The organism is Streptomyces chlorus (assembly GCF_042655885.1).
GTDB lineage: Bacteria > Actinomycetota > Actinomycetes > Streptomycetales > Streptomycetaceae > Streptomyces > Streptomyces chlorus.
The window spans coordinates 1-14,797 of sequence record NZ_JBHSOA010000042.1 but is presented as its reverse complement, the minus strand read 5'-3'; the positions used below and the strand labels follow the sequence as shown (position 1 = coordinate 14,797).

Below are 14,797 nucleotides of genomic sequence, written 5' to 3'. Positions count from 1 at the left end.
TTGCCTTCTGCGAGGGGGTGTGGGGCTTGGGGGACGTGGGTGCCGGGTACCCGCGGCGGGCGGAGGGTCGGGTCGCCTCCGCCCGCACACACCGGATCGGTGACATCCGGTGCGGAAGGGGATCGGGACGCTTCGGCGGGATGCCGCCGGTTGGGCGCAGTGTTTCGACGGGTCAGGAGAGGCGCGGGTGCCGCGTCACGCGACAGAAGCGGCCCGGCCGATGAGAGCGGGACAGGACCGGCCGGTGGAGGCGGCGGCACGGTGGCAGACGGTTCCCTTGGGGAAGAACGAGGGAACGGACACGTGGGCACCGCCTTTCGAGGTCACAGAACCCGGCTCTGGGCGTGGCCCGACGATAACAGACCCGTTCGGCGCCCCGCGTTGCCTGTGCGAACGGCGTCCTACCAGGTGGCGGGCCCTTCGCTTTGGCCCGCCATGGATGTACCCCGGTGTGTGCGGAACGCGGAGCCGACGACGTCGGGACGGGGCTTGGGACCGGATTCGGGACCGGGCTTGGGACGGGGCTCAGGACCGCGCGAGGGCCGCGATGCGCAGGTCCCGGGTGCGGCTCTGGTGCTCGATCACGTGCTGTCCGGCGGCCGCCGCGTCGCCGCGGCGGATCGCGTCCAGGATCCGGGCGTGCTCCTCGACGATCAGCGCGAGGTTGTCCGGCCGGGTGGTGGTGCCGGAGTCGTACACCTTCAACTGGGCGTCCAGGCGGTCCATCAGTTCGATGATCGTCGCGTTGTGCCCGGCCTCGCGCAGCGCCCGGTGCCACTGCTCGTTGAGATCCTGCAGCTCGGCGGGGTCCGCCGACGCCACGGCGCACTCGTGGACGTGGACGAGCCGGGCGAGGTCGAGCTCGGTCCGGCGGGTCGCGGCCGCCTGTGCGGCGGTCGACTCCAGGGCGATGCGCGCCTCGCAGATCTCCAGGATCTCCTGGGGAGTGCGCGTCCGGACCACGTAGCCGCGAGTGGCCTGGGTCACCAGGCCTTCCTGTTCGAGCCTGATCAGCGCCTCCCGGACGGGGGTGCGCGAGACGTTGAACTGCGTGCTCAGGCCCGTCGGGATCAGGACGGTTCCGGGCGGTGACTGGCCGTCGAGGATGCTCCGTCGGATACGGGCGTAGTGGCTGCCCGTGCCCGCGCCGGCGCCCCGGTCTCCCCGTGCGGTGCTCAAGCTGTTCGCTCCTCTTCCGTGCCGAGGGCCGACCCGTCGGCGGCGCACGCGGAGCGGCGCTCTCTGTGGACAGGTGTTCTCGCGATTCGAGACGGCCATAGTCTGCCACTGTCTACATGTGTATACAGTTACTTGCAGCTGAATCCGGACTGGAGTTCCATCGCGTCCTCAGGCCCGGGTTCATGTGTTCGAGTGCATGACCCCTATACGCCTGACAGGAACGCGGGAGCTTCTGATGCATCGTGGCGCGCAGCCAGGGCGATACGCCGCCCACCCGGCGCACCCGGTAGCCGGGCCGACCTCCCGTTTCTGCAACAACCTGACGAGCCGTCGGCACATCGACCTCATGCGCGTCTTCAGCACGGGCTGTTGCTGATCACACGCCTCCTCCGCCTGCCGCGTCCCGGCCGCTGAATCAGCGGCGGGCGCGGCTGTGTCCGGCCCGATGTCAGGCGCACCTCCACTTCGTCGCACGCCCCGCCCGCTCCTCGGCATGGCGTGGGAGTCGGCCCCGGGCACCGCCCCCACGGCCCCACAGCCCCCACGACCCCGCAGGCCTCCTCGGCTGCCGCCGCTCACCGGCCAGGCGGTCCAACGGGTGGCCGAACCACTCCTGAAGGGGATTTCCATGCCCGAGCAGCTGCTGCTCGCCAAGGACCCACAACCGCACTCCGGCCCGTCCGGCCGGCCCGGCGCCGGAAAGGACCGGGGGACCGGGTCGCCCTCCGCCGCCCGCAACCGCCGGGTGCTGCTGCGCGCCGCCCGCACGGCCGGCCCCTGGGTCGTCCCCGTGCTGGTCCTGGTGGTGTGGCAGTGGACCGCCGCGGTCGGCATCCTGCCGCCGTCCGTCCTCCCCGCTCCGGAGGCGGTGTGGCGGGCGGGAGCCGATCTGGCCGCCACCGGGGAACTCCAGTTCCACATCCTCACCAGCCTTCGGCGCATCCTCCAGGGCTTCGCCCTGGGCGCGGCCACCGGCCTGCTCCTGGGGTTCCTGGTCGGCATGTCCAAGGTGACCGAGATCCTCCTCGACCGCTCCCTGCAGATGGTGCGCACCATCCCGCACCTGGCGCTGGTGCCGCTGATGATCGCCTGGTTCGGCATCGGCGAGGAGCCCAAGATCCTGCTCGTGGCACTGGGCACCTTCTTCCCCATCTACCTGAACACCGTGACCGGCATCCGCGGGGTCGATCCCAAGCTGCTGCAGCTCGGCCGCTCCTACGGACTGGGACGGTGGCGCCTGGTGCGCGACATCGCCGTCCCCGGGGCGATGCCCACCATCCTCTCCGGTATCCGGTACTCCCTCGGCGTCGCCTGGATGACCCTCGTGATCGCCGAGACCATCTCGGCCAGCGACGGCATCGGCTATCTCGCCCAGAACGCCCGCGAGCTGCTGCGCACCGACCAGATCGTCCTCGCCATCGTGCTGTACGCACTGGCCGGTCTGCTCGCCGACCTGCTGACCCGGCTCATCGAAAGGAGGGTGCTGCGGTGGCACCCCAACTACCGGCCCAAGGCGAACCAGTGACCCCGGCGCGGGCAGGCGCCCGGCTCGCCCTGGAGGGCCTGGGCCGGCAGTACGACGGCCGGTGGGTCCTGGAGAACCTCGACCTGGACGTCGAAGCCGGCTCGTTCGTCTCCTTCCTCGGCCCCAGCGGCGCGGGGAAGAGCACCCTGCTGCGGATCATCGCCGGACTCGAGAAGCCGAGCGCGGGAACCGTCGGACTCCAGGGAGAAGGTCCGCAGCCGCCCATGGTGCGGATGATGTTCCAGGAAGACCGGATGCTGCCCTGGCGATCGGTCGAGGACAACGTGCTGCTGGGGGTCAAGGGCCGCCGGGACGAGGCACGCGCACTGTTGGAGGCGGTGGGCCTGGGCGACCGCGGCGGTGCCTGGCCGGCCGAGCTCTCCGGCGGGCAGAAGCAGCGCGTCGCCCTGGCCCGCGCCCTGCTCCACCACCCCGAACTCCTGCTCCTGGACGAGCCGTTCGGCGCACTGGACGCGATCACCCGGATCGCCATGCAGCAACTCCTGGAACGCCTGTGGCTGGAGCAGCCGCGCACCGTCCTGCTGGTGACCCACGACGTGGAGGAGGCGCTCGTGCTCTCCGACCGCGTCCTGGTCCTGGCCGACGGCGCCGTCGGCCGCGACCTGCGCATCGACCTGCCCCGCGGGGAGAGGCGCGGCCACCCCCGCCTCGTCGCCTGGAAGGAAGAACTGCTCCAGGGCCTCCTCGCACCGCACTCCTCCGCCCCGGCCGACGTCTGAGTCCGCGGCAGTACCCCGCCGCGGGTCTGAGTCCGCGGCAGTACCCCGCCGCGGCCCCCGCACCATCCGCGCATCCGCCCGCCCGAGCACCGCCCCACCGAGGAAGATCCCGACCGTGACCGTGAACCGCCCGTCCGCCCGTTCGACCACCGGAGCCCCGTCGCTCCTGTCCGGCAAGTTCTCGCGCCGCGGTGTCCTGGCCGCGGGCGGCCTCGCCGCCCTCGCCCCGGTCCTGGCCGCCTGCGGCGGTGGATCACGGCCCGGCTCCGCCTCGCTCGCCGACGGCGTGCCGCAGAAGCTGCGCTACGCGGTCATCGGCAGCGGCAAGACCGGAATCCCGGCGGCCCTGCGCTACAAGTTCGAGGGCGTGGACCTCGGCAAGGAACTCGGCGGCACCACCGTCTCCTGGCCGTCCGGGTTCACCGCCTCGCTGCCGGTGATGGAGGCGCTCAAGTCCAACAGCGTCGACTTCACCTTCGCCACCGCCACCGCCGTGGCCTACGCGATCGGCGGCGGGGTGCCCATCGTGCCGCTCGCCGCCTACCCGCTGCCCTCCAACGAGGTCGAGATCCTGGTCCCCCAGAACTCGCCCATCCAGGGCGCCGCCGACCTCAAGGGCAAGCGGATCGCCGACCAGCAGGGCACCACCGGCACCTACAGCCTCATCAAGTACCTGCAGACCGCCGGCCTGCGGCTGGACGACGTCGAGTACGTCAACCTGCCCGCCGCCGACGCCGAGTCGGCCTTCGCCAACGGCAAGGTGGACGCCTGGATCAGCTGGACCCCGGCCATCAGCCTGGGCCGCGCCCGGCACAAGGCACGCTCGCTGCCGAAGGTCAGGACCTACGACTACACCTTCTACGTGGCCAGCGAAGCGTTCGTCGAGGAGTTCCCCGAGGCCGCCGCGAAGGTCGTCCGCGTCATCCGGGACACCCAGCGCCGCATCAACGCCCGCCCCGAGGCCGCCGTCGAGTTCTTCGACAAGATCGGCGGGTTCGGCTCGGAGGACCTCGAACGCAAGGTCTTCCTCGAGGTGACCAAGGACAAGCGGCAGTCGGAGTCCCTCGCCGACACGCTCGGACCGGTGGACAGCAAGGCGAGCAAGAACACCCAGGACCTGGCCGACAACTTCCACGACCTGGGCGTCTACCCGTCGAAGATCGACGTGACCGGATTCCTGCAGGACTCGCGATTCGACGCGATCAAGAAGACGGTGGCCGCCGAACTGGCCAAGTGACGGACACGGCCTACCACACGACACAGCGCACGACAGCAGGGAAGAGAGAACACGCAGTGAGCACCCCCGAGAACCAGATGCACCTCGCCGCCTTCGTGACCGCGGGCCCCGGCCGGCCCGGCGGCTGGCGCCACCCCGGATCCGAGCCCGGCTGGCTGTCGGCCTCCTACTACCAGCACATCGGCCGCGTGCTCGAACAGGGCAAGTTCGACCTGATGTTCCTCCCGGACATCCTGTCCGTGCCCGACCGCCTCGGCGGCAGCATGGACAGCCAGCTGCGCTACGGCGCACTCGGCTCCCTGCGGCTGGACCCGACGCCCGTGCTGTCGGCGGTCGCCGCCGCCACCACCCACCTCGGCCTGGCCGCCACGATCTCCACCAGCTACTTCGACCCCTTCCCCGTGGCGCGCTCCCTCTCCACGCTGGACCACCTCAGCGACGGACGCGCCGCCTGGAACGTGGTGACCTCCTTCCAGGACTCCGAGGCCCGCAACTTCGGCGAGGACCGGCACATCGACCGCGACCAGCGCTACGCGCGGGCCGACGAGTTCCTCGAGGTGGCCTGCAAGCTCTGGGACAGCTGGGAGGACGACGCCCTCGTCTTCGACGCCGAGACCCCGCTGTTCGCCGACCCCGACCGGGTCCACAGCATCGACCACAAGGGCGACTGGTTCAACGTCCGCGGCCCGCTGAACACCCCGCGCTCGCCCCAGGGCTACCCGGTGATCATCCAGGCCGGTGCCTCCCCGAAGGGCCGCGACTTCGCCGCGCGCTGGTCCGACGTCATCTTCTGCAGCCACGCCTCGCTGGAGTCGGCCAAGGACTTCTACCAGGACATCAAGGCCCGCGCCGTGGCTCACGGCCGCCGGGCCGAGGACGTCAAGATCCTCCCCATGGCGACCCCCATCATCGGTCCCACCACCGAGGCGGCCCGTGAGACCGAGGCGCGCCTGTTCGAACTGGTCCCCCCGCTGGCCGGCCTGTCCACCCTCGCCTACCACCTGGACATCGACCTCTCGGAACTGCCGCTCGACGAGCCGCTGCCCGACGTCGACGTCCCCGGCGTCCAGGGCCACTACCAGGAGGTCGTGGAGATGACCCGGCGCGAGGGCCTGACCCTGCGCGAGCTGGGCAAGAAGTACGGCGGCCGCACCGAGGGATCGTTCGTCGGCACCGCGGCCGAGGTCACCGACGGCATGGCGCAGTGGTTCACCGAGGGCGCCTGCGACGGCTTCACCATCGGGTCCGTCCACACCCCGGGCGCCTTCGAGGACTTCGTCCGCCAGGTGGTGCCCGAGCTCCAGCGCCGCGGCCTGTTCCGCACCGAGTACGAGGGCACCACCCTGCGCGACCACCTCGCCCTGGACCGCCCCGAGACCGGCCAGTGGCGCGACCGCCGGCACGGCAACGCCGACGGCAACAACGGCTGACCCCGCCCCTCGTACACCGGAACCCGTACACCGGAACCCGCACAGCGACGCCAAGGACCTCACGGCATGACATCAGCAGGCGACACCACGAGCATCACCGGCCGCACCACCGACACCCAGGGACGCTTCCTGGTGACCGCGAGGACGAACCACTTCGTCTCCGACGCCCGCACCGGCCCGGCGGAGGCCGTGCAGGCAGGAGAACTGCTGCTGTCCTCCCTGGCCTCCTGCTCCCTGAGCAACATCCAGCTCCATGCCGAGGAACGCGGCTCCGGCCTGACCGGGGGCCAAGCCGAGGTCAGCTACCAGCGGGACCCACAGGACCCCACCCGCTACGCGTACCTGCGGATCGACCTGCTGCTCGAGGGAGTCGACCAGGACGAGGCCGATGTCCTGGTCGGGCTCTTCACCGGCAGCTGCCCGATCTACAACACCCTGCGCCGGGGCGGCCACGTCGAAGTGGCCGCCCGGGTGCGGGAACCCCTCGCCGACATCGTTTGAGAACCGGCCGCCCCGGAACCGAGGCTGCCTGAGAACCGGCGGCGCCGGAGCCGGGGCTGCCTGAGAACCGGCGGCGCCGGAGCCGGGGCTGCCTGAGAACCGGCGGCGCCGGAGCCGGGGCTGCCTGAGAACCGGCCGCCCCGGAGCCGGGGCCACGCCGAAACCCCGCCCTCGGGCGCAGCCCCGGCACTCACCGGCACTCACCGGCACGTCCGCGAACCAGGTGACGGGCCGGCCCGCCCCCGGCCCGCTCCACCGCATCCCACCCCCCCCCCCGCACGTACACACCCGAGGTGATCACCGTGGCCACCGTCCTGTCCGTCTCCGGCAGCCCCTCCGCCGCATCCCGCACCGCCCGCCTGGTGCGCCACCTGGACGCGCGACTGACCGCCAGAGGGCACGAAGTGATCCCGCTGGACGTACGCACCCTGCCCGCCGAGGCGCTGCTCGGTGCCGACTTCGGCCATCCCGCGATCCGCGAGGCCACCGCCCTGTTCGAACGCGCCGACGGCGTGGTGATCGGCACCCCCGTCTACAAGGCCGCCTACTCCGGCCTGCTCAAGTCCCTTCTGGACCTGCTCCCGCAGTACGCCCTGACCGGCCGGACCGTACTGCCCCTGGCCACCGGCGGCTCCACCGCCCACGTGCTGGCCGTCGACTACGCACTGCGCCCGGTCCTCGCCTCGATGGGCGCCGAGCACATCACCCCCGGCTGGTTCGTCCTCGACAAGCACCTGGCCACCGCCCCGGACGGCACCCTGGACATCGAACCGGAGACCGCCCGCCACCTCGAACGCGTCGTCGACGGCTTCGCCTCCGCCCTGGAACGCAGCACCCTCCAGCCCGCCGCCTGACCGACCGCCCCGCCGGCCACAGCCGATCCGAGCCCGACCCGACCGCCCGCGGGGCACGGACGGTGCGGGGCGCTCTCTCCGGGGCCTTCGGCATCTTCTTTGGGGACTCAGGGGCTTCATCCTTGTCGCGGACTGCGCCGCGTCGCCCGGCGCGGTGACGGCTGGCTGCCGCTGATCGTCGTCCCCAGTCACGTCGACGTCGACGGGCTCGTCGCGCAGCGCTCGCAACTGGACGAACTGGCCCGGCAGGCCGGCCGTGCCCCCCGGGCGATCGACACCGTGCTGTGGGTGAACATCGACGCCGGCACGAGCACGGAACGGGTCGCCGACACCGTCAAGGAAGTCCACGAGCGGACGGGCATCGACCACTTCATGATCGACTCGATGTACGACGTGGACACCGTCGACGGATCCCTCGACCACGCCCGTGAGATCCTCCGGCTCGTGGCGAAGGGCTGAACCCTCGCCGTCCGGGCGGACCGGCGCCGGGCGGACCGGCGCCCGCCGGGGGACGCGGCGTGCGCGGCGGAGGCGGCGGCCCGGAGCCGCTCGCTCACGAAGCGGTATGCGCCCAGGAGCATGTACGGCCAGTTGCTCGCATCGGGGAGGCCTGTGCGATCAGCAGCGCACGGGCGGCATCCCCACCACCCCCGACAGCACCATCGCGTGGTGGCGTCGCGCAGCGGCTGCCAGGCGTTCGGGCCACCGGCACACCCGGCGGCCGACCCATGTCACTCATCGGGCCGCCGATTCGTCATCCAGGGAACGGCTCCCACAACGGAGCGCCCGGCAACACCGTCCCTGCAGAGCGGAGAGAACGTGTTCGTCGCCTTCGTCACGGTCACCATCCTCGGCGCGGTCTTCAACGGCGCCGCCGCCGTCACGTACCTGATCGGCCATGAATACCCCAAGACCCAGGCGGACATGAAGGGTGTTCCCCGCAAGTACGTACCGGTACTGGGCGCGTTACTGGCAGCGGGCACCGTGGGGCTGCTGGCCGGGCTCGCCGTGCCGGTTCTGGGGACCCTCGCCGCCGCCGGCCTCGTGCTGTACTTCATCGGCGCGATCATCGCCCACCTGCGGGTGGGCTCCCGCGACATCGTGGGCGGGATCGTGTTCCTGGCCACCGCGGTGGCCGCCCTTGTCCTGGGCCTGCTCCACCACGGCCCCTGGTGACCCCGCACTTCCTGCCTCGCGCGGGTACCCGGGGCAGCGACGCGCTCTTTGCGTCACTTCGACCGGCGGGAACTTCTCCACATGCTCCTCGAGGGCATGGGCCATCACGTCGTCCGGCTCAACCCAACGGTCCTTGAGGTCGTCGTCATCCCACTTCAGCCCCAGTTCCTCGGGGCCTGACCCACCGCGCTTCGGCGTGACGGCCTGCACCGCACGCAGATGACACGGGTTCTTCCGGATCAGTTCGTCGTCCACCGCCAGGTCAAAGGCGGACTGAAGGTCGTTGAAGACCAACCGCGAGGTTGAGTCCTCCGGCAACTCGCGTCGCCCCGGCAGCCGAGCCGCCGGACTGGCCGTGGTCTTCAAGCCCATCGAGTCCACCCAGGCTCGCTGGAGGGCAGTGAAAGCTCCCCGTCTCGTCGCCCTCGTCCGAGCCGGAGCCCGCTTCGAACGCGGCCGCTTCGTCGAACGCCCCGAAACCCCAACGGCATGAACAACCTCAAACGGTCTATAGAATCCGGCACTTGCCCGCTACCGGACTTCCTCAACACGCAGGTGGCCAATCATGGGTGAATCGCACCCGCTCCTGACTTTCTTCATGGACGCTGCCGACAACTGCTTCCCGCCGGTCGACGGCCGGGTGACGGTGCTACCGCCCCTTCCCGGAGGTCTCGAATGCTCGGTCGCCTTTACGGGTCATGCCGTCGTCGCAACCGCCATGACCGACCAGGCCGTACACGCCCAGGGCCCAGACGGTTTCGGCGAGTCGTTGTCCGCTGACTTCCTGCGCCACCTCGCCGGGCCCACGGGGTGGATCGGTGTCATCGACGCCACACTCACGGCCCGCGGCACCGGCGGCCTCCCGCGCCTGGCGGAGCTGACCGACGCAGACGACCATCCACGTGTCCGCCACGCCCGGTGGCTGCGGACAAACGTCCAGGTCTACGGCGACGAACGTGGCCTCATCACCCTGGCCGACGGCCTTGCCGGGCGGCGTGAGCTGAGTATCGAACTCCACCGCGCTCAGGACAGCAGCCGAGGGCATGGGCGGTCGCTTCTCTCCGATGCCCTTTCGCTGGTCCCGGAAGGCGAACCGGTCTTCGCCGCCGTTTCCCCGGGCAACGCCCGCTCCCTGCGCGCCTTCCTCACCTGCGGATTCACGCCCATCGGCAGCGAGGTTCTGCTGCGTCCCGAGCGGAGGCAACCGGCCTTGGCCACGGGAACCGTACGGCAACCGCATCACTTCAGCTGCCGACCGGGAGTTTCCGAGTGACCGAGCCGACCGCCCCGTACGTCCTGGGCAAGAAGCCCTTCCTGTACGTCGTCGTCTGCGCGAGCGGGATCGCCGGTGATGTCGGCACGCTGATCACCGCCGCGCAGGAACGGGGTTGGGACGTCGGGGTCGTGGCCACGCCGCAGGCACTGGGCTTCCTCGACGTGGAAGCGATCGAGGCGCAGACCGGCTACCCGATCCGGTCCGTCTGGCGCAAGCCCGGCGAGGCCCGCCCCCTCCCGCCCGCGGACGCCATCGCCGTGGCCCCGGCCACGTTCAACACGGTCAACAAGTGGGCCGCCGGCATCTCCGACACCCTCGCCCTGGGCATCCTGTGCGAGGCGTACGGCATGGGCACTCCCGTCGCCGTCCTGCCGTATCTCAACGCCGCCCAGGCCGCCCACCCGGCCTACCGGCAGAGCCTGGAACGGCTGACCGGGATGGGCGTCCTGCTCGGCTCGCACGAACCGCACCGCCCGAAGGCCGGGGAAGGCGCCGACCACTTCCGGTGGACGGAAGCACTGGACCTGTTGGAACCCAAGATGGCTGGGTAGCGTCCCGCGAACCGACCGACCGACCGGCCTTGCCGCCGGCCCCGGCCGAGGAGATCGAGGGCCGGACCGTCCGGCCTGTTCCTGTACGGGCCGGCATATCGGTAGCAGAGTCGTCCGTAGAGCTGTCGGGCGGGGAGTACCGGGCACGGCGAGCAAGGAGACCCATGGGGCTCTCAGGGCGTTGATGAGGGGGGGATATTGGTGTGCTCTCGTATTCAACTGTCGTGTATTGGTCCACCGGCAGCCTCGAACAGTGACTTTGGGTGACGAGGCCGGGGAGCGTTGCGTCCGGGCAAGTGGTGATGTGCTGGTGGAACGGCGGTTGGCTTCCGCGGCTGGTGTGCAACGGCTCGCTGTGCGGCCGCGCTCTAGGATGATCGTGCGATTCGGCGAGGGGAGTTCGGGGTGGAGCAGCCGTTGAGTATCGCGGTGGCGCAGCCGAGGTGCACGGCTTGCGACGTGATGGCCAACGCGGTAGCTCACGCGGAGGCTGTTCGGGCGGTGGACGCGCGGGTGGTGGTCTTCCCCGAGATGTCGTTGACGGGATACGAGCTGGACGCGGCGCCGGTCTCCCCAGACGATGAACGGCTGGCTCCGATCGTCGCCGCGTGCGCCGAGACCGGAACGCTCGCCTTGGTCGGCGCGCCCGTGCCCGGTCCGCACATCGGCATCCTGGCTGTGGACGGAGACGGCGCGCGCGTGGCCTATGGGAAGGTCCACCTGCACGGCAGCGAGGCCGTCAACTTTGTGCCTGGGAGGCCCGCCGTGATCGAAGTGGACGGGTGGCGGCTGGGGCTCGCCGTCTGCCGCGACACGGGTATTCCCGAACATGCCGTGAGGACCGCAGCGCTGGGCATCGACGGGTATGTGGCTGGGGTTGTCCACGCCGATCACGAGGCTGAGGTCCACGGCGAGCGCGCCCGCAGGGTCGCAGCCGACCGCGGGGTGTGGGTCGCCATGGCGGCCTTTGCGGGTCCGACCGGTGGCGGTTTCGACCGCACGTCCGGCCGCTCGGGCATCTGGTCCGCCGACGGGGAACTGGTTGCGGAAGCGAGCTCCGCTCCCGATGAGTTTGCGCGGGCAGTTTTCATCAAGTGAGTCCGAGTCGGAGCGTGGGCCTCAGCGACTGGCAGATGGCAGCATTGAAGGTGCGTGATCTCCGGGGGCGTATCGGCTCCATGGCCCGCCGGTCTCCCTGATGAGGCGGGTGGTGGTCTTGTCTCAGCTTGACTCTGTCGGGGATCTTGGAGTTTCCCGGCGAGAAGGCCGGGCGTGCCGCGTGTCAGACGTGGCCACCGCACCACCCGGAGGCTTCAACTCATTCCGGAGTCCTGCGGTGGCCACCAGCGACGCTGAAGGGAAGCTCAGAGACTGTCCAGTTGGTTACAGCCCGACCGGGTTGAGGTAGGTGGCCGGGCGGGTGGCGCCGTCCTGCTTGAGGATCTGGCCGCCAAACGGCCACTTCAGGGTGAAGTACTCTGTCTCGTTCGGCGGGGTGACCAGGAACTTCGCCGGAACGAACTTCTCCTTCTGCGGCGTGGACTTGGCCACCGGGAGCAGGTTGATGCTGAAGTCCACCGTGTCCCCCTGCTTCAGGATCATCTTTTCGGGCTTCTTGGAGGAGCGCGCCAGCGACCAGGTGCCGTCGGTCTTCTGAGCACCGATCATGTCGACACCGGCGAAGCCGGACAGGGTGCAGGTGCGCTTGCTCTGGTTGGTGAACCAGATGTACGCCTGGGTCTGCTTCTTGGTCTGCTCCATCTCCGGCTTCGCGTCATCCCCCATGGCGAAGCCGGCCTTCAGGTCGGCGGTGTGGCAGCGGGTTGGCTCGGCCTCGGCGGGGGCGGCCGAGGCCGGGATGGCGGTAGCGGCAGTGCCGGCGACGACGACGGCCGCAAGGGCCACAGCGGTCAGCTTGCTCTTCATGAAGTTTCGGGTTCCCCTCGCATACGAATCGGCGCGCGAGGTCAGTGCGCGCCTACGCACCTGAAGATGTGCAATGCCCGGGGGAGGTTCGGTGTGCCGGAAAACTTTTCCGGCAGCCAGGCTCCCAACTGTGGCCGCGTACGAGAACTCATGCGGTGCGGGCCGTTGCAGCGTCGTGGGGGAGGACACCGCGACGGCCCGCGACCTCGCTCAGCGTCCGGTCCAGCACAGCGGGACCGATGGCAGCGTGCGACGCCCGTATCCGACCTGAGCATCACGCTGAGCTACATGACACTTGGTTCGCCGCTCATTAACGGCACGTCGGCCGTGGGTTCAGCGTGACTGTGGTGCTTTCACCGGGAATCCACGGTGTCTTCGGCCGGCAGGCTCGAAAGTGCGGTGGGTTCGTCGCTGCTGAATCGGCAGGATGCTCATTCGCGCTCGGTGATGAAGATTCTTGAAAACGGCCCATGAGACAGTCGGGCACGGCTCACCGACCGTCACCGAGGAGAAGGATCCATGAGAGCGTTGCCCGCCGTCACTGGCCGTGATGATTTCGATGCCCTGGTCGTCAGGACCGACTACCACGACGACCAGGCGTGGCAGGACGTCGCGGCGGCGCTGATGCAGCCCTGGGGAGACAGGCAGTACGAGGCGCACGTCCACTTCATCGACGATCCGGCCTGGGCAGGGGCGACCGTTGACGAGGTGCTGACTGCGGTCTGCGGCGACGACAACCTGGCCGTTGTCTTTCTCGCCGACCGTACAACCATGCAGACCGAAAGCCACGCACTGCTGGCGGTCACCACGCTGACGCGGGAGGAGTGCGTGGGCGATGAGGGATACGAACAGCTGACCGAGTTCGGCCGCGATTTCCGCACTATCCCCGCAGGGGTCCACGACGTCCACGCGAACCTGAGCATCGGCAACCTGGGCTTCGAGGAGTACGCGGCATGGGCTCACGATGATCCCGAGGGGACATACCGGTCCTTCTGAACGGGGCTCCCGAAACTGTGGACAGAGCCGAAATCAAGAATCTTCATCGTCGGCGGTCTGCTCGATCTGGTCGTCGAGCAGGTTCTGGGCGATTGCCGCGTAGCGGCTCGCGGTGGTGTGGGACAGGTCGAAGACCAGGGCGAGGTGCAGCGGGTCAGCACCGACGGTCAGCGTCTCGTGGAGCACCCGGTCGCCGCGGATGCGTTCGAGGTAGACGCCCTGGTGCAGCAGATGCCGCTTGAGGTATTCGGCACTGACAGGCCCCGTTTCCAGGGCGGTCTTCGCGTTGATCAATACGTGCCGGTCGGGGGTCTTCGGCCAGGTGATGCGACGCTGGGCGAGCCAGGCCAGCAGGGTCTGGTGAGGCAGTTCTCCGAGCCGTTGGGTGTGTCCGGCGATGGTGATCGGGTGAGCAATAGTCCGCGAGTTCCGCGTTCGTCCCCCAACTCCTGGCACGACTGAGAGTGCCTGGACCTGGGCCTGTTCCCTCGTCCGGGTGACCGCAGGCCGTTCTGACCCAATCTCGCCCGCAGTACGCAACCCTCATCCCTGTCGGGATTCCTTCAGTCTGGGTGAAGTCGAGGAGGCGTGGGTTGGCTCTGGCCGCAGTGCGCGATCTGCGCGAGTACCGGGCCCCGGTGAGCGAGGAGGAGCTCGCCGAGTTCGAGACCGACGTCCTGGCGGGGTTCGTGCTCGCGCGGGCATCGGCCGGACTGGTCGACAGCACGATCCGCAACGACACCAACCACCTGGAGCTGATCCGGGACTGGTTCGGCCGTCCGCTGTGGGAGATGGAACCGGCCGACGCCGACGTCTATTTCGGCAAGGTGCTTCGCGACGCCAAGCCGTCGGCCCGGACCGGGCGGGCCGGTGCGCTGACGGTGTACTTCCAGTTCCTTGAGCTGCGGCACAAGGCCGAGCTGCACAACCTCACCTGCCGCGTGGTCGAGTGCCCGCTGGACGAGATGAACCGGCCGCGGGCCTCGGTGGAACCGCAACTGCGGATCCCGCCCAGCGAAGCAGAGATCGAGGAGCTGTTCGCCGGATGGCGCGAGGAGCTGGTGACCTGCCGCAAGTTCGGCCCGGCCGCGCGCAACTACGCGGTGGCCCGGCTGGCGGCGGACGTGGGGCTGCGGATCAACGAGGCACGGATGCTCGACCTGGACGACGTCCGGTGGGAGCTGGGCCGGTTCGGCAAGCTCAACGTCCGGCACGGAAAGGGATCCCGGAGGCGTGGGCCGAAGCCGCGATTGGTGCCGCTCATCAACGGCGCCGACCGCAACCTGCAGTGGTTCATCGAGGACGTGTGGGGCCACTTCGACGCCGACCACACCCGGCCCGGTGCCCCGCTGTTCCCCTCCGAGCGCAAGAACCGGGACGGCTCCTGCTCGCGGGCGACCGCCGAC

General features: G+C 69.9%; 16 protein-coding genes and 1 pseudogene. 14 read left to right on the top strand and 3 right to left on the bottom strand.

Translation table 11 applies throughout. From position 1 onward, the window contains the following. Positions 1 to 525: 525 nt before the first annotated feature. Positions 526 to 1,179 (bottom strand): GntR family transcriptional regulator, encoded by a 654-nt coding sequence (locus tag ACFPZI_RS19250; protein ID WP_381364512.1) that lies wholly within the window; start codon positions 1,177 to 1,179, stop codon positions 526 to 528. 628 nt (positions 1,180 to 1,807) lie between these two features. Here ACFPZI_RS19250 and ACFPZI_RS19245 point away from each other — a divergent pair. From ACFPZI_RS19245 to ACFPZI_RS19190, 12 genes and pseudogenes are all read left to right on the top strand, one after another. Then, a complete protein-coding gene (locus ACFPZI_RS19245; protein ID WP_381364510.1) occupies positions 1,808 to 2,704 on the top strand; it encodes an ABC transporter permease in 897 nt (298 codons plus the stop codon). Further along, positions 2,701 to 3,444, top strand: a complete 744-nt coding sequence (locus ACFPZI_RS19240) for an ABC transporter ATP-binding protein (protein WP_381364508.1) — start codon at positions 2,701 to 2,703, stop codon at positions 3,442 to 3,444. The genes ACFPZI_RS19245 and ACFPZI_RS19240 overlap by 4 nt, the downstream gene beginning before the upstream one ends. Positions 3,445 to 3,559: 115 nt before the next feature. Then, positions 3,560 to 4,681, top strand: coding sequence for an NrtA/SsuA/CpmA family ABC transporter substrate-binding protein (locus tag ACFPZI_RS19235; RefSeq protein WP_381364507.1), 1,122 nt, complete (start codon positions 3,560 to 3,562; stop codon positions 4,679 to 4,681). A gap of 56 nt (positions 4,682 to 4,737) precedes the next feature. Further along, a complete protein-coding gene (locus tag ACFPZI_RS19230) occupies positions 4,738 to 6,111 on the top strand; it encodes an LLM class flavin-dependent oxidoreductase (protein ID WP_381364505.1) in 1,374 nt (457 codons plus the stop codon). Positions 6,112 to 6,177: 66 nt separating this feature from the next. Next, complete coding sequence (locus tag ACFPZI_RS19225) at positions 6,178 to 6,612, top strand: OsmC family protein (protein WP_381364504.1); 435 nt, start codon at positions 6,178 to 6,180, stop codon at positions 6,610 to 6,612. Between the two features lie 302 nt (positions 6,613 to 6,914). Continuing rightward, positions 6,915 to 7,466 carry an NADPH-dependent FMN reductase gene (ssuE, locus tag ACFPZI_RS19220; protein ID WP_381364502.1) on the top strand — a complete coding sequence of 184 codons (552 nt, stop codon included), beginning with the start codon at positions 6,915 to 6,917 and terminating at the stop codon, positions 7,464 to 7,466. Positions 7,467 to 7,565: 99 nt separating this feature from the next. Then, complete coding sequence (locus tag ACFPZI_RS19215) at positions 7,566 to 7,925, top strand: LLM class oxidoreductase (protein WP_381364500.1); 360 nt, start codon at positions 7,566 to 7,568, stop codon at positions 7,923 to 7,925. Positions 7,926 to 8,285: 360 nt separating this feature from the next. After that, a complete protein-coding gene (locus tag ACFPZI_RS19210; RefSeq protein ID WP_381364498.1) occupies positions 8,286 to 8,642 on the top strand; it encodes a DoxX family protein in 357 nt (118 codons plus the stop codon). 283 nt (positions 8,643 to 8,925) lie between these two features. Then, positions 8,926 to 9,135, top strand: a pseudogene (locus ACFPZI_RS19205) (IS256 family transposase); the annotation flags it as partial. A 72-nt stretch (positions 9,136 to 9,207) separates the two neighbouring features. Beyond that, positions 9,208 to 9,915, top strand: a complete 708-nt coding sequence (locus tag ACFPZI_RS19200) for a hypothetical protein (protein WP_381364496.1) — start codon at positions 9,208 to 9,210, stop codon at positions 9,913 to 9,915. Next, complete coding sequence (locus ACFPZI_RS19195; RefSeq protein WP_381364494.1) at positions 9,912 to 10,469, top strand: flavoprotein; 558 nt, start codon at positions 9,912 to 9,914, stop codon at positions 10,467 to 10,469. The genes ACFPZI_RS19200 and ACFPZI_RS19195 overlap by 4 nt, the downstream gene beginning before the upstream one ends. Positions 10,470 to 10,874: 405 nt before the next feature. Continuing rightward, complete coding sequence (locus ACFPZI_RS19190) at positions 10,875 to 11,567, top strand: carbon-nitrogen hydrolase family protein (RefSeq protein ID WP_381364492.1); 693 nt, start codon at positions 10,875 to 10,877, stop codon at positions 11,565 to 11,567. A 285-nt stretch (positions 11,568 to 11,852) separates the two neighbouring features. Here the strand turns inward: ACFPZI_RS19190 and ACFPZI_RS19185 are convergent, their stop codons facing one another. Continuing rightward, positions 11,853 to 12,395 (bottom strand): DUF4232 domain-containing protein, encoded by a 543-nt coding sequence (locus ACFPZI_RS19185; RefSeq protein WP_381364490.1) that lies wholly within the window; start codon positions 12,393 to 12,395, stop codon positions 11,853 to 11,855. 519 nt (positions 12,396 to 12,914) lie between these two features. On the opposite strand from ACFPZI_RS19185, the gene ACFPZI_RS19180 reads away from it, so the two are divergent. After that, positions 12,915 to 13,391, top strand: coding sequence for a DUF6924 domain-containing protein (locus ACFPZI_RS19180; RefSeq protein WP_381364488.1), 477 nt, complete (start codon positions 12,915 to 12,917; stop codon positions 13,389 to 13,391). 33 nt (positions 13,392 to 13,424) lie between these two features. On the opposite strand, the gene ACFPZI_RS19175 is transcribed toward ACFPZI_RS19180, so the two are convergent. Then, the gene (locus tag ACFPZI_RS19175; RefSeq protein ID WP_381364486.1) at positions 13,425 to 13,847 is read right to left on the bottom strand and encodes a hypothetical protein; all 423 of its coding nucleotides are present in this window, start codon (positions 13,845 to 13,847) and stop codon (positions 13,425 to 13,427) included. A gap of 137 nt (positions 13,848 to 13,984) precedes the next feature. Between ACFPZI_RS19175 and ACFPZI_RS19170 the strand changes: the two genes are divergently transcribed. Further along, a partial coding sequence (locus tag ACFPZI_RS19170) for a site-specific integrase (protein ID WP_381364484.1) occupies positions 13,985 to 14,797 on the top strand: 813 nt, incomplete at its 3' end.

Excerpts from the sequence above, each read along its gene's own strand:
- ACFPZI_RS19185 (WP_381364490.1), bottom strand. The coding sequence starts at position 12,395 with ATGAAGAGCAAGCTGACCGCTGTGGCCCTTGCGGCCGTCGTCGTCGCC.
- ACFPZI_RS19200 (WP_381364496.1), top strand. The coding sequence starts at position 9,208 with ATGGGTGAATCGCACCCGCTCCTGACTTTCTTCATGGACGCTGCCGAC.
- ACFPZI_RS19245 (WP_381364510.1), top strand. The coding sequence starts at position 1,808 with ATGCCCGAGCAGCTGCTGCTCGCCAAGGACCCACAACCGCACTCCGGC.
- ACFPZI_RS19225 (WP_381364504.1), top strand. The coding sequence starts at position 6,178 with ATGACATCAGCAGGCGACACCACGAGCATCACCGGCCGCACCACCGAC.
- ACFPZI_RS19180 (WP_381364488.1), top strand. The coding sequence starts at position 12,915 with ATGAGAGCGTTGCCCGCCGTCACTGGCCGTGATGATTTCGATGCCCTG.